This window comes from Arthrobacter sp. STN4 (genome assembly GCF_024539665.1).
Classification (GTDB): domain Bacteria; phylum Actinomycetota; class Actinomycetes; order Actinomycetales; family Micrococcaceae; genus Specibacter.
The window spans coordinates 59,379-78,554 of the sequence record NZ_JAKZGX010000010.1 but is presented as its reverse complement, the minus strand read 5'-3'; the positions used below and the strand labels follow the sequence as shown (position 1 = coordinate 78,554).

Genomic DNA, 19,176 nt, shown 5'->3' with positions numbered 1-19,176 from the left:
CGACATGTATGTGACATTTCCGCAGCCGGCGGCCCCGGAGCGGCTGCGCCTGGGCAAGCCGCTGGTGGTGGCCGTCGACGGGCCGTCCGGCTCGGGGAAGTCAAGCGTCAGCAAGGCCGTGGCGCGGCGCCTGGGACTGGCGTTCCTGGACACGGGCGCCATGTACCGGGCCGTGACCTGGCACTGCCTCAACGGCCGCATCAACCTGGAAAACGCGGCCGCCGTGGAAGCGGCGGCGCGGACGCTGAAGATCGAGCAAAGCCTCACCCCGGATGGCGGGTTTGTCAGGGTCAACGGCATTGACGTCACTGCACCCATCCGTGAACCCGCCATCTCGAAGGCCGTCAGCGCCGTCGCCACCAACCTCGGGGCGCGCCGCGAACTGGTGCGCCGCCAGCAGGAAATCATTGCCCAATGCGGCCACCGGATCGTGGTGGAAGGCCGTGACATCACCACCGTGGTGGCCCCCAACGCCGAGGCCCGGCTCATCCTCACCGCCAGCGAGGAGGCGCGGCTGCGGCGCCGCGGGATCCAGCTGGGCGGGACGCAGTCGCAGGCCCAGCTGCGCGAACAGGTGGTGGGCCGTGATGCCAAGGATGCCACCGTGGTCGACTTCCAGCGGGCGGCCGACGGCGTCTACACCGTGGACTCGTCCGAGCTGGACTTTGCCGAGACCGTGGACGCCGTGATCAACGTGGTGCGGCGCTCGGTTAACGAGGGCCCTGCTGCATGAAGGCAGTGAAGTCGGACGGGGCGCGGCCGCCGCTTGTTCTGGACGCGGCCCCTCCGCGGTGGAAAACGTGGTGGAGCCGGCCCGTGGGCAGGGTGCTGGACCACGCGGTGTACCGCACCACCGTGGCCGGGCGAGAAAACATCCCGGCGGACGGCCCGGTCATCTTTGCCGCCAACCACCTGAGCTTTTTGGACGGGCCGGTCATGGTGGGCGCCGCCAGCCGGTACATGCACGTCATCGTCGCCCAGGAGATGTTCAAGGGCTTCCTGGGCTGGGTCCTGGCCGCCTCCGGGCAGATTCCCGTGGACCGGGCGGGGGACCGCCGGGCCCTGCAGCTTGCCAAGGAGGTGCTGGACCGGGGCGACTGCGTCGGCATCCTGCCTGAAGGCACCCGGGGGACCGGGGACGCCGCCCACGTCAACGGCGGGGTGGCCTGGCTGGCGCTGAACTCGGGCGCCGCCGTCGTGCCCGTCGCCATCCTTGGCACCCGGGCCGGGCACGAACCACGCAACTTCATTCCCCGGCCCCGGCGCCATCTGCACGTGGTGTTCGGGGAGCCGCTGACGGTTGAGCGGGAGCCGGGTTTTTCCGGCCGTGTTTCAATGGACAGGGCAACCGAAAGAATCCAACAGCGGCTGGCCGGGCACATACAGGCCGCATTGGCCGCCACGGGGCAGGGTTTGCCTGCGGCCGGCCATTCAACTTCCAAGCACAAAGGACAGCAACCATGAGCGACCCCACGTCTGCCACGCACCCCGGCCAGGGTGAGCTTGGCCACCCGGACTACGTTCCCACGGGTGCCGACCATGTTGCCGAGCGGCTGGCGGAAATCTCCGACGAAGACGCCGAGGCGCGTGCCGCCGGGCTGCTGGCCGGCCTGGCCAGCTACGAACTCGACGACGACGACGCCGCCCTGCTGGCTGGCGGGTTCGACGACGGCACCTCCGAGGATGCCTTGCGCCAGGACCCCGTCCTGGCCATCGTGGGACGGCCGAACGTGGGCAAGTCCACGCTCGTCAACCGCATCCTGGGCCGGCGCGAGGCCGTCGTGGAGGACACCCCCGGCGTGACGCGCGACCGGGTCCAGTACTCGGCCAACTGGAACGGGCGCAACTTCACCATCGTGGACACCGGCGGCTGGGAGCACGCCGCCCGCGGCATTGACCAGCGTGTGGCCGAACAGGCCGAGGTCGCCGTGGAAATGGCCGATGCCGTGCTGCTGGTGGTGGACGCGATTGTGGGCATCACCGCCTCCGACGAGGCCATCGTGCGCATGCTGCGCAAGTCGAAGAAGCCCGTGATCCTCGCGGGCAACAAGATAGACGACCTCGTCCAGGAGGCCGACGCCGCCATGCTGTGGGGCTTGGGCCTGGGCGAGCCGCACCCGGTCTCCGCAGTCCACGGCCGCGGTGTGGCCGACATGCTGGACGCGGTCATGGACGTGCTGCCGGAGTTCTCCGCAGTGGCCGGGGTGGAGCGCACGGGCGGCCCGCGCCGCATTGCGTTGATCGGCCGGCCCAACGTGGGCAAGTCGTCGCTGCTGAACAAGCTGGCCGGCTCGGACCGGGTCGTGGTGGACAACGTGGCCGGCACGACCCGCGACCCTGTGGACGAACTCATCGAGCTGGGCGGGCGCACCTGGCGCTTTGTGGACACGGCCGGCATCCGCCGCCGCCAGCACATGGCCCAGGGCGCTGACTTCTACGCGTCGCTGCGCACCCAGACCGCGCTGGAAAAGGCCGAGGTCGCGGTGGTGCTGCTGGCAGTCGACGAGGTCCTCAGCGAACAGGACGTGCGCATCCTCCAGCTGGCCATCGAGTCCGGCCGGGCCCTCGTGCTGGCGTTCAACAAGTGGGACCTGCTGGACGACGAGCGCCGCAGGTACCTGGAACGGGAAATCGAGCAGGACCTGGCACACGTTGACTGGGCGCCGCGGGTGAACATCTCCGCCAAGACCGGCTGGCACAAGGACAAGCTGGTGCCGGCACTGGACCTGGCCCTGGAGAACTGGGACCGCCGCATCCCCACCGGGCGCCTCAATGCCTTCCTGGGCGAGCTGGTCTCCGAACACCCGCACCCCGTGCGCGGCGGCAAGCAGCCGCGCATCCTCTTCGGCACGCAGGCCTCCAGCCGCCCGCCGAAGTTCGTGCTGTTCACCACCGGCTTCCTGGATCCCGGCTACCGCCGCTTCATCACCCGCCGCCTGCGCGAGACGTTTGGCTTTGAAGGGACGCCCCTTGAGGTCAGCATGCGCGTGCGGGAAAAGCGCAGCCGGAAAAAGTAGCCCCCGAGGCGCAGTTTGAGACCCCTGTCACAGCAGGAATGGTCGGTCCGGCTGTTTTTATGGGGTAAGCTTTTTCAGGTGGTTCGGCCACGGGAGATGCCTCCCGAACGCTGGACTTTCGGGCTGTAGCGCAGCTTGGTAGCGCACCTGACTGGGGGTCAGGGGGTCGCAGGTTCAAATCCTGTCAGCCCGACCAAACGACCGGGGCGGTGTCCATATGGACACCGCCCCGGTCGTTTAAGCACTACGGGCCGCTAGCTGCGCGCCCGCCGAGTTGCCCCGGCCAGTTGGTCGGCGTCCAGGGCGAACAGGTCCCGGGTGCCGGCGGTGGCGGCTCCGAGCAGGCTGGCGCATTGCGGCAGCAGCTGCTCGGCGTGGAAGCGGGCCAGCACCAGCTGGGCCTGCGCCAGTGCCGGGTCGCCCGTGGCCGGTGCCGCCAGCGCGGCACGTGCCAGCATCCACGCCGAGGTGCACAGCCCCCACATGCGCAGGTAGGGCGTCGAGCCGGCGAGTGCGGCGTCCGGGCCGGCCGGGCCGTTGGCCAGCATCCACCGGGTGGCTTCCTCGAGGGCGTCGAACTGCCGGCTCAGTTCCTTGCGGATGGACTCAAAGTCTGCGCCGGCGTCAGCCAGCCCGGTTTCGATGCCGCGCATGGAAGCCAGGAACTCCAGCATCGACGCACCGCCGCGCACACCCAGCTTCCGGCCGACGAGGTCCGCGGCCTGGATCCCGTTGGTGCCCTCGTAAATGGCCGCGATGCGCACGTCGCGCACGTGCTGGGCCGCGCCGGTCTCTTCAATAAAGCCCATGCCGCCGTGGACCTGCAGCGCCAGGGACGTCAGCTCGTTGCCCAGGTCGGTGCCGAACGACTTGCAGATGGGCGTGAGGATGCCAACGATCTCCTCGGCACGCGCCCGCGCGGCGGGGTCGGGATCGCTGCTGCTGCGGTCAACGTAGGTGGCGTCAAGCAGGATCAGGTACCGCAGGGCGGCAATCTGGGCGCGCTGGGTCATGAGCATCCGGCGCACATCGGGGAACTCAATGATCGCCGAGCTGGTTCCCGTGGCGCCGGTGGCGAGTCCCTGGCGGCGTTCCTGCGCATAGGCCAGCGACTGCTGGTAGGCGCGTTCGGCCACGGCCAGCCCTTGCACGCCGACGCCCAGCCGGGCACTGTTCATCATGACGAACATGATGCGCATGCCCTGGTTCTCCCCGCCAATGAGGTGGCCGGTGGCGCCTTCGTAGGAGAGTACGCAGGTGGGGGAGGCATGGATGCCCATCTTGTGTTCGAGTGAGACCGTCTCGACGGCGTTGCGCCGGCCCAGCGAGCCGTCGTCATTGACCAGGTATTTGGGCACCATGAAGCAGGAGATGCCGCGCGTGCCGGCGGGGGCGCCGGGCGTGCGGGCCAGCACGAGGTGGACAATCTGTTCGGCCATGTCGTGGTCGCCGTAGGTGATGAAGATCTTTTGTCCGGTAATGGAGTAGCTGCCGTCCTCCTGCTTGACGGCCCGCGTGGTCAGCGCCCCGACGTCGGAACCGGCCTGGGGTTCGGTCAGGTTCATCGTGCCGGTCCACTCGCCGGTCACCATCTTGGGCAGAAAGCGGTCCTTGAGCACGTCGTCGCCGTAGTGCAGCAGCGCTTCGATGGCGCCTTGGGTGAGCAGCGGGCACAGCGAGAACGCCATGTTGGCACTGGTCATGAGCTCCTGGACCACCACGCCCACCGTGCGGGGGAATCCGCCGCCGCCATACTCCTCCGGCAGCGGCACGGTGCCCCACCCGGCCTCGACATACTGGTGGTAGACCTCCTTGAAGCCGTCGGGTGTCACCACCGTGCCGTCCGGTTGGAGGCGGGAACCCTGGACGTCGCCCCGACGGTTGGTGGGTGCCACGGCCGTGGCCATGAAGTCACCGCACTGTTCAAGAAGTTCGACGGCAGTGGTGAGGTCCGCGTGGTCAAACCCGGGCATTTTAGCGATCTCCGGGTATCCGACAACGTGCTCCAGTGCGAAGGCGATGTCGGCAAGGGGAGGCTGGTATTCGTTCATGTTCGCCAGCGTACCCGGGGCGGTGGCGTTGCAACAGCTTTTTGTTACTGGTCGGTAATGTTTTCTGGATCACACCGTGCGGCGCGCCCGCGGGGTCATGGGAAAAAGCCGCCCATGGGTGTAGTTTGGCGCAATGGTTGGAATACTCATCACCCTCCTTGTCATCTGGGTTGTCCTCTCGATCCTGGGGTTTGTCATCAAGGGCCTGCTCTGGCTGGCCGTGATCGCCGTCATCCTGTTCGTGGCCACGGGCGTCATCGGCTGGGTCCGGCGCAATGCCCTGAATAAATAGCGCCCCGGCCCCGGCGCTGCCCGGCTTCAGCTTCCCGCGGCGGAGGCCAGCAGCCCTTCCCAGGTCTGCACGCCGACGGCGTGGGCCGGGGTGAGGTTTGCCCCTGCCCGGATGGCAGCGGCCGCCCCGCCGGGCATGCGCAGCGGGATGAAGAGCCGGCGCCGGTGGGTGGCGGCGAGGTAGCTGCGGACCAGCTCGCTGCTGAGGTAGGCCGTGGGCCCGCCCATTTCCTCCACCAGCCCGGCCGGTTCGCCGAGGGCGAGCTCCACCAGCCGCGCCGCCACCTCATCGACGGCGATCGGCTGGAACCGCGAGCCCGTGGGGGCCGGGACCAGGGGTGACTTGGCCAGCTGCCGGGCCACGGCCAGCATCGACTCCTGGAACTGGGTGGCACGCAGGATCGAATACGGGATGCCGGAACTTTCCAGGACCCGCTCGGCGGCACGCTTGGCCGCGAAGTAGCCAAAAGCCATGCGGTCGAGCCGGCCGATCACGGGGACGCGATCCGCGCCCACGACGGAAATGTAGACCAGGTGTCCGACGCCGGCCCGGTGTGCCGCGGCAACGAGCGTGCGCGTCATGGCCTCGTCGCCCTTGGCGCTTCCGGCGCAGTGGACCACCGTCCCCACCCCGGACACCGCGGCGTCGATCCCGGCACCGGTGGTGAGGTCGCCCTGCACCTGCCCGACGCCGTCGTTTGCGGCCCGCCGGTGCGTCAGCACGCGGACGGTGGGGCCGGCTCCCAGCAGCCGGGCGACCACCTGCGTGCCGAGCCGCCCCGTGCCGCCGGTGACCAAAATTGGCAATGACAAAATTGGCAATGACATGGCACTTCCTCCTTGCGTCCGCCCTGCTGCGGGCACCGCGGTTAGTGTCCACCAATCTTAGGTTAGTATTTACTAACAGGGAAGGGGCTGGACGTGAAACCAACGCGGGAAGCAATTTTGGACGGGGCCCTGCGGGTCATGCGGTCGAAGGGGCTGGCGCGCACCACCACCAAGGAGATTGCCCGGGCCAGCGGTTGTTCCGAACCCCTGCTGTACCGGCACTTTGAGGACAAGATCGGGCTCTTTTTGGCCGTGCTGGCAGAACGCCTGCCCCCGGTCGGCGTGCTGGGACGGGGAGGCGCGGACCTCATTGGCCGCGGGACGCTGGAGGGCAACCTGCGGCTGGTGGTGGCCGAGGTGACGGGCTTCTACCTGACGGTCCTGCCGATCGGCATGTCCATCTTTTCCGACAGCCTGCTGCTGGCCCGGCACCGTGACGCCGTGCAGGCGCACGGGACGGGGCCGGAAATCATCAGCTCGGCGGTACGCGGGTATCTGGCCGGCGAACAGGCGGCAGGGCGCATCCGCCGCGGCGCGCCGCTTGAGGGTGCCGCGATGGCGTTGACGGGGGCCGCCATGCACCGGGCATTCCTGTGGCGCTTTCACGCCGGGGACGGGGAGGCCGCACCCTCCACGGCGAGCCTGGACGGGTTTGCCGCGGAGGTTGTTGCCGGAGTGGTCCCGTCGCTCAGCGTTGCGCCGGCGGACTGACCCTGCCTGCGGCGGCAGCCCTATTCGGGCGCCTCGGCAGCAGCCTTGATGGCGGAAAGCCGCCGGTCCCAGCCGTCGGCAAGGTCCCGGAGCCACGCCGCTGAACGGTCCAGCTCCGCCCGGCGGACGGAGTACAGCACCTCGCGCCCCGAGCGCCGCGGCTCCACCAGGCCCGCGCTGGACAGTATGCGCAGATGGCGGTCCACCGCCTGCCTCGACACCGGCAATGACGGTGCCAGCGACGACGCCGATGCGGCACCCCCGCGCGCCAGCAGCGTGAGCAGTTGCTGGCGGTGGGGATCGCCCAGTGCCGCGAACACGGGCGCCGTCGACGTTGTGGTCATGCCCTTTGCGCCCACTTCAGGGCCGCGTCCAGCTCGATCTGCCAGCCCTCGGCGTTTCCTTCAAACTTCCTGCGCCGCTCTTCTTCGCTGACGCCCAAGGAGTCGAAGCCGCTCTCCGCCACCCGCAGTGTCACGCCGGAGTCGTCCCCATCGATCCAGAACTCCACCAGCGTGGTGGGTGCGGCGTCATCGTCGCCCAGCCACCGGAACGCCGCGTACCGCGGTGCCTCGAGGGCGACGGTCCGGATGCGGAAGGCGCCGTGCACCGGATGGATGATGACATTGACATCGCTGTCCGGGTCGAAGGCGTGGTCCACCACCTCGCCGTCGTTGATCCACCAGCCGGGGCGCCGGATGAGCTCCCAAACCTTCTCCGCGCTGGCGGCAATGCTGATCTCGCGTTCTATCCGGTCCGTGCTGGTTTCCATGACATTCCCCTCGCTTGTTGACCTGCAAATAAAGTGTTGCACGTGTTTGATTGAAGTGCAATGGTTTTATTGCAAGTTATGGCCGCGGGCACTGCCGCCCGTGGGTCGAACCTGGGGCCCGCCGGGCGTAGGCTCGTGACCATGAAGGGAAACGCTGTGGTCATCGGTGGGGGAATCGGCGGACTGGCCGCGGCCAGGGCCCTGGCGCAGCAGGGCTGGGCCGTTGCGGTGCGTGAGCGCTCCCCGGCCCTGCCGGCAACGGGGATGTCGCTGGGCATGTGGCCCGAAGCCCTCGAGGCGCTCGACGAAATCGGGGTGGGCCGGCGCGTGCGCGAGGCTGCCGTCCGGGTGTCCGACGCCGGGAGCGCCGGCCTGCGCACGCCGGCCGGCCGCGCCCTGGTCGAGTTGGGCGGGAGTGGCGGGCTGTACCTGGTCTCCCGGTCGGCGCTGCTGGCGATCCTGGCCGACGGCGTCGGCATCACCTTCAGCGACGGGGTCACGGACCAGCGGGGCCTGGCCGGCGTCGACCTGGTGGTGGGGGCCGACGGCACCTTCAGCGGCACCCGGCGGACCGTCTTTGGGGAACGCTATGCTGCACGCACCCTGGGGGCCGTGGCCTGGCGCGGCACCGTGCCTGGAACGGTTTCCAGCTACGGGGAAACCTGGGCGCCGGGGGCCATGTTCGGCATTACGCCCGCCGGGCCGGAGGCCAGCAACTGGTATGCGTGCCTTGACGCCGGAGGCACGTTCAAGCCGCCGCACCGCCAGCACCTGCAGGACGTCTTTGGCTCGTGGCGGTCAGGTGTCACCGAGGTGCTGGACCGGTTGGAGGAAGGAGCCATCCTGCACCACGAACTGTTTGAAGTCCCGCCCCTGCCGTCCTATGTGGGCGGAAATACGGCCCTGGTGGGGGATGCCGCGCACGCCATGGCACCGTTCCTGGGCAGGGGCGCCTGCGAGGCGATCGTGGACGGTGCCGTGCTGGCGAAGTGTTTGGGGAACGCAGCCACCGTGGCGGAGGGGCTGGCGGCCTATGACCGGCAGCGCCGGGGCAAGACGCAGCGGATGGCCGCGATGTCCCGCCGGATGGGCCGCCTGGCCATGATGCGCCGCGGATTTGTGGCCCGGAATGCGGTCCTCGGGGCTGCCGGCAGCGTGCTTCGCCGGGGCCAGGGCCTGTTCCGCCGCCAGCCGTGAGGGTCAGCTTGCGGCGGGGGAGGTGCCGGCCGGCCCGGGTTCTGGGAGAAACTGGCGGTTCCGGATCCGGGAGGCGCCAAAGTCGAGCGCAAGCGGCTCGATCTCCAGCGGCCGGCGGTCCCTGGTTTTGGGCCTGCCCACGGATACGTGGGGCGTCCAATGGGGGTGGCGGTAGCCCAGTGCCCGTGAGCTGAGGATGAAATCGTCGACGTTGTCCACGAGCAGCCCGTCCAGCAGCCGGTGCAGGGCCTGCACCAGCTCCACCTGGAAATCCCGGACCTCCCGGGGCACCCCGACTTCAAGGCCGCACACGCTGCCTCCGCCGAGGACTGTCAGGGCTGCCGAGCGTCCGGAAAAGGGGGCCAGGACCGGCAGCGCCCCAAGCCAGCGGACCGTTGCCGCCTGGACGTCCCCGGGACTGGAAATGCCCCTGGTCCACTGGGAAACATCCCGGGAGAAATCATCCAGGATCCCCAGGTGCAGCAGCGTCATGTGGAGTCCGCGTGGGCGCCGGAGACCGTCGACCAGGACGCCCAGGCCCTCGTAGTCGGCAGGGCCGGCGCCCACGGCGAGGACCGGCACTTCCACCGTGATGCGCGGTGCGGCCTGCATGGCTTCCTCCCCGCCTCCATGGCCGCTGCCGGCCTTTCCCTCGATTATCCGCCACGTGCGGCGGCTTGGCAGCTTCGGCGATGCTGGCTTTCGGCCGCCGGGCAGGTAGTGTTCTTGGTAGCCAATGCGCTTTTCTCAAAGTCAGCTGCGGCCAGGCCCGTGCAGCGATTCGCCGTCTCTGTGCGGGCCGCCTTGTTCCAACTTCCCCAACAGCTCAGCCGGCCCAGGCGGCACCGGCCCAGTAGCCGGCGGCGGCGGCGCCAACACACACCAGCAGCGTGCCCAGGGCGTTGGCCAGTGATGCCACATGGCGGCGTTCGGCCATCAGCCGCACGGTTTCATAGCTGGCCGTGCTGAAGGTGGTGTAGCCACCCAAAAAGCCCGTGCCGGCGATGAGGCTGGCGCCGGCGGGGAGCACGGAGCCGGCTGCAAGAGCCGTCAGGACGCCCAGTGCCAGCGAGCCGGTGACATTGATGGCAAACGTTGCCCAGGGAAAAATCGTCTTGAAGCGGCTGCGGATCAGGCCGTCGACCACAAAGCGGACCACCGCCCCCACGCCGCCGGCCACGGCCAGCGCCACAAATACCAGCGGGCTCACCGGCTGCCTCCGTTGTCATGGCCGCTGGCGGAACCGGCAGGCGCCACTTCTGGTGCAGCCGGCCGCGGGCGACGTGAGCCGGCCAGGATTCCGGTCCAGGTGGCGAACGCGCCGAATACCACTGTGCCGAGCGCGTAGCCCGCGGCCCACCCGGCCCCGGGAGCCGCCGCTCCAGCCAGCGCCACGGTGCCCACAGCCAGCGTGCTGTACGTGGTGAAGCCGCCGCAAAAGCCGGTCCCGAGCAGCAGCCGCAGCCTGGCTGCGCGGCGGCCCGCCCAGCGTGGCCGCGTCAATTCCTCATAAAGGAAGCCCAGCAGGAAGGCCCCGGCGAGGTTCGCGGCGATGATCGGCCACGGCAGGGGGCCGCCACCGGGCAGGGCGAGGACCAGTCCCTCACGCGCCGCCGTGCCAAGGGCCCCGCCCAGCGCCACCAGGGCCAGGGACTGCGCACGCAGAAACGGCCGGGTTGCAGCGGCCGGCATCAGCGGGCGGTTCCCGGTGCGCCGCCGTCGGGCGCGCCGTGGTGGGTGGGGACCACCAGGACGGGGCGGTGCTGCCGGCGGGCCAGGCGGGTGGCCACCGAATGCTTGAAGAGGTCGTGCATCGTGGTGTGCGCGTCGCCGTGCGTGCCCACCACGAGCAACGCCGCCGCCAGGGTGTCGGCACAGTGCGCCAGCGCATCCGCAACGTCCCCGGCCAGCAGCAGCGGCCGCCAGGGCAGTCCCAGCGGCGCCAGCTGCCGGTCCAGGCCGGCGGCGAGGCCGGCCGGGAACTCGGCGTCGGACTCGTCGTCATAGTCGGGGTCCACGGACGCGGTGGCCACGGAGCCGTCCGCCGCCTCGGAGACCACATAGCGGCCCGGGTTGACATAGGCGCAGACCAATTCGGCGCCCAAAGCCGCTGCCAGCCTGGCTGCTTCGCCCACCACGTCGGGGGACTGGCCCGGGAACACGCCTGCCAGCACCAGGGCCGCCCGGGGCTGCTGTGCCACCATTCAGGCCTCCGGGGCGCCCGGAGCGTCGGGCTCGGAGGGCGTGGATGGGGGGCCCTGCCGCGGGTTGCGGGCGTGGGCACGCGCTGCGGTCCTGGCCGCCTTGTCCGCGGCGCGTTGGGCGGCGAGGTCCGCGCGTGCCTTGGCTTGTTCGTTTTTGCGGACCAGCTTTTCCGCAGCCTTGATCTGGCGGATCCGGCGGCCGCGGCGGATCCAGGCGCGGCCCAGCACGATCACGGCCACGGCGCACACCACGCCGGCCACCATGAAGATCTGGCTCCAGGTGCCAAACCAGTTGGCGCCGCCGGTGGTCCAGATGGCACGGGCGTCGGCAGCCGAGGCGGTGTTGCCGTACACCACGGACAAGGTGAGCAGGTTGGGCAGGGTCAGCACCAGCCCCGCCACGAGGAGCCCTACGCGGACCCACTTGTTCAGCTTCCTGTGGTGCGCCTGCCACGCCACCAGCACCGGCACAAAGGCAAACACGAAGCCATAGAACATCCCCAGCGGGATGGCGTTGCCCAGCTTGCCGCCCGTCTGGTCGCGAATGGAGGTGGCCCACGCCAGCGGCACCGTGACCGAGGCAATGTAATACGCGACCAGCAGCACCACGGCTGCCACCACGCCAACGATGGTGCGCGTCAGCCACGCCGGCACCTTTTTCCTGCCGGCGGAGCGGCCGGCCCCCCCTGCGGGGAGGGGAGCGTTGTCCGGATGCGGTGCAGTCGATTCGCCCATACAAGGCATCATGCCACCCTGGCGCACACTGCGTCAGCGCAGACACCCGTTTGGGCAAGAAAAGTCTCGAAGCAACCTTCGACTTGTCAAGAAGGCTTTCACACTAAAGACTGGACGTGGCCAAAGGGAACAACACCCCTGGCCGGACTGGCCCAAGTTATCCATTGCACATTCCTCGCCGCAGCGATGAACCCCGAAAGGTGCGCCACATGAGCAACATCCCCGCAGACCTCTCCTACACCGCCGAGCACGAATGGGTCGGTGCGCCCAATGCCGAAGGTGTTGTGCGGGTTGGCATCACAGACTTCGCCCAGGACGCCCTGGGCGACGTGGTTTACGTCCAGGTGCCCGAGTCCGGTACGGAGGTCACTGCCGACACCGTGGTTGGCGAAGTGGAGTCCACCAAGAGCGTCAGCGACATTTACGCCCCGCTGACCGGCACCGTGACGGCGCGCAATGAAGCGCTCGACGCCGACCCCGCCCTGATCAACTCGGACCCCTACGGTGCCGGCTGGCTCGTGGAAATCACGCTGGCCGATGCGTCCACCCACGCCTCCCTGCTCAGCGCCGCCGAGTACCAGGAAAAGGTAGGCTAGAAGAACGGACCATCTGCGGGCCGCAGATGGGCCATACGTCCACACATTTAGCTATCAAGCTTAGGAGGAGTACCAATGGTTGACACGGGTAACGACGCCGGAGTGAATGGTCAGGCGGATTCCCAGGATCAGCCGGGTGCTTCAGACACCACGTCCATCCAGCTCCCTCCCGTCAGCGGCCGCCGCATCCAGGCCCCGCCGCTGGCCCCGGACGAGCAGGCGGCCGTGAACTCGCTGCCGGCCGGCTCGGCCCTGCTGATCGCCCACGCGGGCCCCAACGCCGGCGCGCGATTCCTGCTGGACAGCGCCGTGACAACGGTGGGGCGGCACCCGGACGCCGATATTTTCCTTGACGACGTGACGGTCTCGCGCCGGCACGTGCAGTTCTTCAAGGCGGCCGGCGGCTTTGAAATCACCGATTCCGGAAGCCTCAACGGCACCTACGTCAACGGCGACCGCGTGGACACCATCCTGCTGCGCACCGGGGACGAGGTGCAGATCGGCAAGTTCCGCTTGACGTATTACTTCAGCACCGCACACGCCACCACGAACTCCTGAGGGCCCGGTGGCAAGTGTGAACCAAGGCGCCGGCAGGCGGCTGGTGGAGGTCCAATCCACCGGCCGCCGGCCCGGCACTGCCGTCATTTTCAACATCGGCGAGGTTCTGGCCCAGCTTGCTGACGACTTTCCGTCCGTGACGGCGTCGAAGATCAGGTTTTACGAGGAAAAAGGCCTCATCACCCCGCAACGGACGCCGGCGGGCTACCGCCAGTTCCGCGACTCTGATGTCGAACGGCTGCGGTTCGTGCTGGCGCTCCAGCGCGACCACTACCTGCCCTTGAAGGTGATCCGGGAATACCTGGATGCGATCGACCAGGGCGAGGCGCCGACGAACCTGCCGCCCGGCGTGTCCATCGCCCCCCGGATGGTTTCCGACGAGCTCGGCGTGGAACTGAAGCGCCGCTCACGCCGCCTGAGCTCCGAGCAGCTGCGCGCCGAATGCGGGGCCAGCGCCGGGCTGCTGGAGGCCATGGTCAGCTACGGCCTGGTGGAAATGCGCGACGGCAGCTTTGACGACCAGGCCCTGCGTGTCGCCAAGGCCTGCACGGAGCTGGCCGCCCACGGCCTGGAACCCCGCCACCTGCGTCCCTTCCAGGCGGCGGCCGACCGTGAATTCGGCCTGGTGGAACGCGCCGTGGCACCCCTGGCGTCGCGCCGCGACGGCGCCTCCGCCGCCCGGGCCGCGGAGGCGGCACGCGAGATCGCCGAGCTGTGCCTGGGCCTGCACAGCGCCCTGGTGCAGTCAAGGATCTCCTCCATGGAGGCGCCGTGATCGAGGTGGAGATTGTGGGCGTGCGCATTGAGATGCCCTCCAACCAGCCGCTGGTGCTCCTCAAGGAGCGGCTGGGGGAGCGCCACATCCCGATTTGGATTGGCGCCTCCGAAGCCACGGCCATCGCGCTGGCTGAACAAGGGGTGGTGCCGCCGCGCCCGCTCACCCACGACCTGCTGTGCGCCGTCGTGGCCGCCTTGGGACACCGGGTGGTCCGCGTCAACCTCACCAAGGTGGAGGACGGCGTGTTTTTCGCCGAGCTGCTGTTCGACGACGGCACCGCCGTGGGCTCCCGCGCCTCGGACGCGATTGCCGTGGCCCAGCGGTCCGCCTGCCCGATTTGGGCTTCGGAGGCCCTGGTGGAGGAAGCCGGGGTGCTCATTGCCGACCACGACGAGCACGACTCCTCCGGGACGGGGGACGACGACGCCGAGGCCAAGGAACGTGAGGTGCGCCAGTTCCGTGAGTTCCTCAACGATGTTGAGCCCGAGGACTTCGACAAATGACCCCCGCCGAAGGGTCCCGGCGGCCACCCGCCGGCCATGCCTAACGTTAAACCTGAGGCTGAAACTTTCGACACGGCCAAATTGTTATCTTGACGTCTTTGACCTTGGTGCCGCCCCGTTCTAACGTCGAAGTAATCAGTCCCCCATTGCAAGCTGTGGCGGGTGCAGTCACACTGGAGGTTGGGACCCGTGCCCACGCCCCAGGTGGTCCGCACGGCCGCCGCCCCGCAATATCCGTTCGGGGGACCGCGAACAGGAGGATCCACGTGAGTCCGAAAAGTGACGCCGGCGAGCTCAACGCCGTTGCTGTCCCCGGTCCCGCCCTGACGGCAGGTGCCCAGGGACTGCTTTTCACCGAGGATCTCCCTGTCCTGGACGAAGATGCGGGCTACCGCGGCCCGATCGCCTGCAAGGCGGCCGGGATCACCTACCGCCAGCTGGACTACTGGGCCCGTACCGGCCTGGTGGAGCCGGCCGTGCGCGGCGCCGCGGGCTCCGGATCCCAGCGTCTTTACGGCTTCCGCGACATCCTGGTTCTCAAGGTGGTCAAGCGTCTTCTTGACACCGGCGTGTCCCTCCAGCAAATCCGCTCCGCCGTGGACCACCTGCGCGAGCGCGGCGTGGAGGACCTGGCCCAGATCACGCTCATGAGCGACGGCGCCTCCGTCTACGAATGCACCTCCGCCGACGAGGTCATCGACCTGGTCCAGGGCGGCCAGGGCGTGTTTGGCATTGCCGTGGGCCGGGTCTGGCGGGAAGTTGAGGGCAGCCTGGCCGCCCTGCCGAGCGAACACGCCCCCGTGCAGTCCTTCCCCGACGACGAACTCAGCCGCCGGCGCGCCGAGCGCAAGATTTCCTAGCCGGCCGCACGCCAGCCGGCAGTATGTAAAAGGGTCCGCTGGGGCCCGGCCCAGGGTGGCCGGGCCCCAGCGGACCCTTGTCGTTTAAGTGCGGTTGACCCCGCCGTCAGCCGCGGTACAGGCGGCTGCGGGTGGCGCCCTGGTTCAGCACGGCATCCAGCAGCTTGTCGAACAGGGCCGAGGAGTTCTTGGCCGAATCGCCGGGCCACTGGTGGATGGGGTGCGCGGCCCCCTGGATCTGCTGCCAGTTTGCCTGCTCGGGAATCGTGGGGGAGAGCAGCAGCTCGCCAAACATGGTCTTCATTTCCCCCAGCCGGTAGCTGTGCTCGTTGGAGCCGCTGCGCACGCGGTTGGCCACAATGCCGGCCGGAACCAGGGCGGGGGCGAATTCGCTGCGGAACAGCTCGATGGCCCGCATCGTGCGCTGGGTGCCGGCGACGGAAAACAGCCCGGGCTCGGCCACCAGCAGCACCCGGCTGCTGGCCGTCCAGGCCATGCGGGTCAGGCCGTTCAGCGACGGCGGGCAGTCGATCAGGACCAGCTGGTACGGTGCCTTGCCGTCCCGGTCGGCGTTGGCCAGGACCGTGGAGAGCCGGCGCAGGTCGCGGCGGCCCAGGTCGGGGCGGTCGTAAATGCCGCTGAAGGCCGAGCCCATGGCGACGTCAAGCACCGGCAACGGCACGCCGTCGTGCTTGTGGGCGGCCAGCCAGCCGGACGGGACCACATTGGCGGCGAGGTCGGCCTTGCGCGAGCCCTTGATCATGCGCCCGATGTCCAGCTGCCCGGCGGGGTGGACGCCCAGCCCGGTGGTGGCGTCCGCATGGGGGTCAAGGTCTATCACCAGGGTGGGGATGCCGGCGGCCAGGGCTGCCGACGCCAAGCCGAGCGTGACCGACGTCTTGCCGACACCGCCCTTGAGGCTGCTGATGCTCACTACTTGCACGGATGAACCATTACCTTTGCGTCGCGTTCAAAAACCAGGGGCCGCCTGTGGATGCCGGGGCATGTTCCAAGACACATACAATGGCTCTGGAACGTTCGCGACTTGGAGAACCCATTGACAAACACCCCAGACAACCAGCCCGGCAGCCAGCACCAAAACAGCCTCGTGTCGGCCATTTTCAGTGACCGGCACATCGGGGTTGGTGCACAGCCCCACGTTCATCATATGTTGAGCACCCTCGGATTTGGCTCTTTGGAGGAGCTTTCGGCCGCAGCGTTGCCCGAATCCATTTACACCACCGAGCCGCTGGACCTCCAGGCGGCGGCTTCCGAGGAAGCGATGCTGGCCGAATTAAGGGCCCTCGCCGCCAAGAACACGGTCAACAAGTCGTTCATTGGCCAGGGCTACTACGGCACGCACACGCCCGGTGTCATCCAGCGCAACGTTCTTGAAAGCCCCGCCTGGTACACCGCCTACACCCCCTACCAGCCCGAGATCTCCCAGGGCCGCCTCGAGGCGCTGCTGAACTTCCAGACGGTGGTTGCGGACCTGACGGGCATGGTCACCGCCAATGCGTCCATGCTGGACGAAGGCACGGCCGCCGCCGAGGCCGTGGCCCTGATGCGCCGCAGCAACCGTTCCGCCAAGGCCGACGCCGTCATGGTGGTGGACGCCGACGTCTTCCCGCAGACCCTGGCCGTCATCCGCACCCGGTCCAAGGCCATGGGCATCCCGGTGCTGGTCCACGACTTCGAGGACGACGGCGCCCTGCCGGACGTCGAGTTCTTCGGCCTCCTGCTCCAGTACCCGGGCGACTCCGGGCTCATCCGCGACCTTGCCCCGATCATCGCCGCGGCCAAGGAACGCAAGGCAGTGGTGGCCGTCGCGGCCGACCTGCTGGCCCTGACGCTGCTGGAGTCGCCCGGCGGGCTGGGCGCCGACCTGGCCGTGGGCACCTCACAGCGCTTTGGCGTGCCCATGGGCTTTGGCGGCCCGCACGCCGGCTACATGGCCGTACGCCAGGGCCTGGAGCGTGCGCTTCCCGGCCGGCTCGTGGGCGTCTCCAAGGACGCTGCCGGCAACATGGCCTACCGCCTGGCGCTGCAGACCCGCGAGCAGCACATCCGCCGTGAAAAGGCCACCTCCAACATCTGCACCGCCCAGGTGCTGCTGGCCGTCATGGCCGGCATGTACGCCGTCTACCACGGCCCCGAGGGCCTGCGGAAGATCGCCACGCGGGTCCACGCCCTCGCCCTGGCCGTGGCCGCCGCGGCAACGGCCGCCGGCCACACCGTGGTCCATGCCAACTACTTCGACACCGTGAAAGTGCGCATTGCCTCGGCCAGCGGTCACTCGGCCGCCGAGTTTGTGGCGGCCGCCCACACCGCCGGCTACCTGTTGCGCCAGGTGGACCACGACCACCTCCAGATCGCGGTGGACGAGACCACCACGGAAGCCGATGTCGCCGCACTGGCCGGGCTGCTCGCAGGCCGGGCGCCCTCGGGCACGGCCGCCGCCCGGAACACCGGTGCGAACAGCGCAACGGGAACGGTCCTGCCAGCGGATGCCTCCGGCGTCGCACTTCCCGCCCCGGCGCGCAGCACCGGCTACCTGGAGAACCCGGTGTTCCACGTGCACAACTCGGAAACGCAGATGCTGCGCTACCTGCGCAGGCTGGCCGACGCCGACTATGCGCTGGACCGCGGCATGATCCCGCTGGGCTCGTGCACCATGAAGCTCAACGCCACCGCCGAGATGGCCGCCATCACCTGGCCGGAGTTCGCCAACCTCCATCCCTTCGCTCCGGCGTCGGACACCGTGGGCATCGTGGAGATGGCCACCCAGCTGGAGGAATGGCTGGCCGAGATCACCGGCTACGACGCCGTCTCCGTCCAGCCCAACGCCGGCTCGCAGGGCGAGTTTGCCGGGCTCATGGCCATCCGCGCCTACCACGTGGAAAACGGCAACACGGACCGTGACATTGTCCTGATCCCCACCTCTGCCCACGGCACCAACGCCGCGTCCGCCGTCATGGCAGGGCTGAAGGTGGTGCCGGTGGCCACGGACGGCTTCGGCAACATCGACATTGACGACCTCAAGCGCCAGATCACCGTCCACGAAAACCGGCTGGCGGCCATCATGGTCACCTACCCCTCCACGCACGGCGTGTTTGAAACGTCCATCAGCGCCATTTGCGCCATGGTGCACGACGCCGGCGGCCAGGTCTACGTCGACGGCGCCAACCTCAACGCCCTCGTGGGCCTGGCCCGGCCCGGCAAGTTTGGTTCCGACGTCTCCCACCTCAACCTGCACAAGACGTTCTGCATCCCGCACGGCGGCGGCGGCCCCGGGGTGGGGCCCGTGGGCGTCCGGTCGCACCTGGCCAAGCACCTGCCTGCGCGGGAACTCGGGCTTGATTCCTCCGTGGGCCTGGTCTCCAGCGCGCCGTACGGCTCGGCGTCGATCCTGCCGATCTCCTGGGCCTACATCCGCATGATGGGTCCGGACGGGCTGCGCCTGGCCACCCAGACCGCCATCCTGTCCGCCAACTACATTGCCCGCCGCCTCAGCGAACACTACCCGGTGCTGTACACGGGTGCCCACGACCTCGTGGCCCATGAATGCATCCTGGACCTGCGCGGCATCACGGCCGACTCCGGTGTGAGCGTGGATGACGTGGCCAAGCGCCTGATCGACTACGGCTTCCATGCTCCGACCATGTCCTTCCCGGTCGCCGGAACCTTGATGGTGGAGCCCACGGAGTCCGAGGACCTGGCCGAACTCGACAGGTTCATCGACGCGATGATTGCCATCCGCAAGGAAATCGCGGCCGTCCAGGACGGGCTGTGGCCGGCCGGGGACAACCCGCTGGCCAACGCCCCGCACACGGCCCACAGCCTGACGCAGGAATGGGGGCACCCGTACGGCCGCGAAGAGGCAGTGTTCCCGGCCGGCGTAGACCCCCGTGCCAAGTACTGGCCGCCGGTGGGCAGGGTGGACCAGGCCTACGGCGACCGGCACCTGGTGTGCTCGTGCCCGTCCATTGAGGAACTGGCCGAAGTGTCCTGACGGGTGTGCCTGTCCCTGTTCCTTGTGGGAACATGGGCAGGCACCTTGTGTCTCCGGACACCT

The 19,176-nt window shown here is 68.9% G+C and carries 22 protein-coding genes and 1 tRNA gene; 13 read left to right on the top strand and 10 right to left on the bottom strand.

What is annotated here, in order from left to right; genetic code table 11:
- Positions 1-4: 4 nt before the first annotated feature.
- From cmk to MMF96_RS09650, 4 genes are all read left to right on the top strand, one after another.
- Positions 5-733 carry a (d)CMP kinase gene (cmk, locus tag MMF96_RS09665; protein ID WP_176617475.1) on the top strand — a complete coding sequence of 243 codons (729 nt, stop codon included), beginning with the start codon at positions 5-7 and terminating at the stop codon, positions 731-733.
- Between the two features lie 83 nt (positions 734-816).
- Entirely contained in the window at positions 817-1,464 is a 648-nt protein-coding gene (locus MMF96_RS09660; RefSeq protein WP_256883414.1) for a lysophospholipid acyltransferase family protein, read from the top strand.
- Positions 1,461-3,017 (top strand): ribosome biogenesis GTPase Der, encoded by a 1,557-nt coding sequence (gene der / locus MMF96_RS09655; RefSeq protein ID WP_176617439.1) that lies wholly within the window; start codon positions 1,461-1,463, stop codon positions 3,015-3,017. The genes MMF96_RS09660 and der overlap by 4 nt, the downstream gene beginning before the upstream one ends.
- A gap of 119 nt (positions 3,018-3,136) precedes the next feature.
- Positions 3,137-3,213, top strand: a tRNA-Pro gene (locus tag MMF96_RS09650).
- Positions 3,214-3,271: 58 nt separating this feature from the next.
- On the opposite strand, the gene MMF96_RS09645 is transcribed toward MMF96_RS09650, so the two are convergent.
- Entirely contained in the window at positions 3,272-5,068 is a 1,797-nt protein-coding gene (locus MMF96_RS09645) for an acyl-CoA dehydrogenase (protein WP_256883413.1), read from the bottom strand.
- A 133-nt stretch (positions 5,069-5,201) separates the two neighbouring features.
- On the opposite strand from MMF96_RS09645, the gene MMF96_RS09640 reads away from it, so the two are divergent.
- Positions 5,202-5,360, top strand: coding sequence for a hypothetical protein (locus MMF96_RS09640; RefSeq protein WP_176617437.1), 159 nt, complete (start codon positions 5,202-5,204; stop codon positions 5,358-5,360).
- 26 nt (positions 5,361-5,386) lie between these two features.
- Here MMF96_RS09640 and MMF96_RS09635 read toward each other — a convergent pair whose 3' ends face one another.
- Positions 5,387-6,187 carry an SDR family oxidoreductase gene (locus MMF96_RS09635; protein ID WP_218063177.1) on the bottom strand — a complete coding sequence of 267 codons (801 nt, stop codon included), beginning with the start codon at positions 6,185-6,187 and terminating at the stop codon, positions 5,387-5,389.
- A gap of 93 nt (positions 6,188-6,280) precedes the next feature.
- Between MMF96_RS09635 and MMF96_RS09630 the strand changes: the two genes are divergently transcribed.
- On the top strand, positions 6,281-6,898 hold the full coding sequence (locus MMF96_RS09630) for a TetR/AcrR family transcriptional regulator (protein ID WP_176617436.1): 618 nt from the start codon (positions 6,281-6,283) through the stop codon (positions 6,896-6,898).
- Positions 6,899-6,918: 20 nt separating this feature from the next.
- On the opposite strand, the gene MMF96_RS09625 is transcribed toward MMF96_RS09630, so the two are convergent.
- Both MMF96_RS09625 and MMF96_RS09620 read right to left on the bottom strand, forming a co-directional pair.
- Positions 6,919-7,242, bottom strand: coding sequence for a helix-turn-helix transcriptional regulator (locus tag MMF96_RS09625; protein ID WP_176617435.1), 324 nt, complete (start codon positions 7,240-7,242; stop codon positions 6,919-6,921).
- Positions 7,239-7,670 carry an ATPase gene (locus MMF96_RS09620; RefSeq protein ID WP_256883412.1) on the bottom strand — a complete coding sequence of 144 codons (432 nt, stop codon included), beginning with the start codon at positions 7,668-7,670 and terminating at the stop codon, positions 7,239-7,241. Before MMF96_RS09620 ends, MMF96_RS09625 begins: the two co-directional genes overlap by 4 nt.
- A gap of 141 nt (positions 7,671-7,811) precedes the next feature.
- On the opposite strand from MMF96_RS09620, the gene MMF96_RS09615 reads away from it, so the two are divergent.
- Positions 7,812-8,867: an FAD-dependent oxidoreductase gene (locus MMF96_RS09615; protein WP_256883411.1), complete on the top strand. Its 1,056-nt coding sequence runs from the start codon at positions 7,812-7,814 to the stop codon at positions 8,865-8,867.
- Positions 8,868-8,870: 3 nt separating this feature from the next.
- On the opposite strand, the gene MMF96_RS09610 is transcribed toward MMF96_RS09615, so the two are convergent.
- The 5 genes from MMF96_RS09610 to MMF96_RS09590 form a co-directional block, all read right to left on the bottom strand.
- Positions 8,871-9,479, bottom strand: coding sequence for a hypothetical protein (locus MMF96_RS09610; RefSeq protein ID WP_256883410.1), 609 nt, complete (start codon positions 9,477-9,479; stop codon positions 8,871-8,873).
- 214 nt (positions 9,480-9,693) lie between these two features.
- Complete coding sequence (gene crcB, locus MMF96_RS09605) at positions 9,694-10,077, bottom strand: fluoride efflux transporter CrcB (RefSeq protein WP_176617431.1); 384 nt, start codon at positions 10,075-10,077, stop codon at positions 9,694-9,696.
- A complete protein-coding gene (locus MMF96_RS09600) occupies positions 10,074-10,559 on the bottom strand; it encodes a CrcB family protein (protein ID WP_176617430.1) in 486 nt (161 codons plus the stop codon). The genes crcB and MMF96_RS09600 overlap by 4 nt, the downstream gene beginning before the upstream one ends.
- Positions 10,559-11,071 (bottom strand): universal stress protein, encoded by a 513-nt coding sequence (locus MMF96_RS09595; protein WP_176617429.1) that lies wholly within the window; start codon positions 11,069-11,071, stop codon positions 10,559-10,561. The genes MMF96_RS09600 and MMF96_RS09595 overlap by 1 nt, the downstream gene beginning before the upstream one ends.
- Complete coding sequence (locus MMF96_RS09590; RefSeq protein ID WP_176617428.1) at positions 11,072-11,806, bottom strand: hypothetical protein; 735 nt, start codon at positions 11,804-11,806, stop codon at positions 11,072-11,074. It abuts the gene before it with no gap.
- Positions 11,807-12,015: 209 nt separating this feature from the next.
- On the opposite strand from MMF96_RS09590, the gene gcvH reads away from it, so the two are divergent.
- From gcvH to MMF96_RS09565, 5 genes are all read left to right on the top strand, one after another.
- Positions 12,016-12,402 carry a glycine cleavage system protein GcvH gene (gene gcvH, locus MMF96_RS09585; protein WP_176617427.1) on the top strand — a complete coding sequence of 129 codons (387 nt, stop codon included), beginning with the start codon at positions 12,016-12,018 and terminating at the stop codon, positions 12,400-12,402.
- Positions 12,403-12,477: 75 nt separating this feature from the next.
- Entirely contained in the window at positions 12,478-12,960 is a 483-nt protein-coding gene (locus tag MMF96_RS09580; RefSeq protein WP_256883409.1) for an FHA domain-containing protein, read from the top strand.
- 43 nt (positions 12,961-13,003) lie between these two features.
- Positions 13,004-13,735 (top strand): MerR family transcriptional regulator, encoded by a 732-nt coding sequence (locus MMF96_RS09575; protein ID WP_256883408.1) that lies wholly within the window; start codon positions 13,004-13,006, stop codon positions 13,733-13,735.
- Positions 13,732-14,241 carry a bifunctional nuclease family protein gene (locus MMF96_RS09570; RefSeq protein WP_176617424.1) on the top strand — a complete coding sequence of 170 codons (510 nt, stop codon included), beginning with the start codon at positions 13,732-13,734 and terminating at the stop codon, positions 14,239-14,241. Before MMF96_RS09575 ends, MMF96_RS09570 begins: the two co-directional genes overlap by 4 nt.
- A 266-nt stretch (positions 14,242-14,507) precedes the next feature.
- Positions 14,508-15,101, top strand: a complete 594-nt coding sequence (locus tag MMF96_RS09565) for a MerR family transcriptional regulator (RefSeq protein WP_176617423.1) — start codon at positions 14,508-14,510, stop codon at positions 15,099-15,101.
- Positions 15,102-15,207: 106 nt separating this feature from the next.
- On the opposite strand, the gene MMF96_RS09560 is transcribed toward MMF96_RS09565, so the two are convergent.
- On the bottom strand, positions 15,208-16,044 hold the full coding sequence (locus MMF96_RS09560) for a ParA family protein (RefSeq protein WP_176617422.1): 837 nt from the start codon (positions 16,042-16,044) through the stop codon (positions 15,208-15,210).
- Positions 16,045-16,095: 51 nt separating this feature from the next.
- Here MMF96_RS09560 and gcvP point away from each other — a divergent pair, with 51 nt between their 5' ends.
- The gene (gcvP, locus tag MMF96_RS09555) at positions 16,096-19,113 is read left to right on the top strand and encodes an aminomethyl-transferring glycine dehydrogenase (protein ID WP_375141421.1); all 3,018 of its coding nucleotides are present in this window, start codon (positions 16,096-16,098) and stop codon (positions 19,111-19,113) included.
- Positions 19,114-19,176 lie beyond the last annotated feature (63 nt).

Bases quoted from the DNA above. Each gene is read 5' to 3' on its own strand.
- cmk (WP_176617475.1), top strand. From the start codon at position 5: ATGTATGTGACATTTCCGCAGCCGGCGGCCCCGGAGCGGCTGCGCCTG.
- der (WP_176617439.1), top strand. From the start codon at position 1,461: ATGAGCGACCCCACGTCTGCCACGCACCCCGGCCAGGGTGAGCTTGGC.
- MMF96_RS09645 (WP_256883413.1), bottom strand. From the start codon at position 5,068: ATGAACGAATACCAGCCTCCCCTTGCCGACATCGCCTTCGCACTGGAG.
- MMF96_RS09640 (WP_176617437.1), top strand. From the start codon at position 5,202: ATGGTTGGAATACTCATCACCCTCCTTGTCATCTGGGTTGTCCTCTCG.
- MMF96_RS09635 (WP_218063177.1), bottom strand. From the start codon at position 6,187: ATGTCATTGCCAATTTTGTCATTGCCAATTTTGGTCACCGGCGGCACG.
- MMF96_RS09625 (WP_176617435.1), bottom strand. From the start codon at position 7,242: ATGACCACAACGTCGACGGCGCCCGTGTTCGCGGCACTGGGCGATCCC.
- MMF96_RS09620 (WP_256883412.1), bottom strand. From the start codon at position 7,670: ATGGAAACCAGCACGGACCGGATAGAACGCGAGATCAGCATTGCCGCC.
- MMF96_RS09615 (WP_256883411.1), top strand. From the start codon at position 7,812: ATGAAGGGAAACGCTGTGGTCATCGGTGGGGGAATCGGCGGACTGGCC.
- MMF96_RS09610 (WP_256883410.1), bottom strand. From the start codon at position 9,479: ATGCAGGCCGCACCGCGCATCACGGTGGAAGTGCCGGTCCTCGCCGTG.
- MMF96_RS09600 (WP_176617430.1), bottom strand. From the start codon at position 10,559: ATGCCGGCCGCTGCAACCCGGCCGTTTCTGCGTGCGCAGTCCCTGGCC.
- MMF96_RS09595 (WP_176617429.1), bottom strand. From the start codon at position 11,071: ATGGTGGCACAGCAGCCCCGGGCGGCCCTGGTGCTGGCAGGCGTGTTC.
- MMF96_RS09590 (WP_176617428.1), bottom strand. From the start codon at position 11,806: ATGGGCGAATCGACTGCACCGCATCCGGACAACGCTCCCCTCCCCGCA.
- gcvH (WP_176617427.1), top strand. From the start codon at position 12,016: ATGAGCAACATCCCCGCAGACCTCTCCTACACCGCCGAGCACGAATGG.
- MMF96_RS09580 (WP_256883409.1), top strand. From the start codon at position 12,478: ATGGTTGACACGGGTAACGACGCCGGAGTGAATGGTCAGGCGGATTCC.
- gcvP (WP_375141421.1), top strand. From the start codon at position 16,096: ATGCCGGGGCATGTTCCAAGACACATACAATGGCTCTGGAACGTTCGC.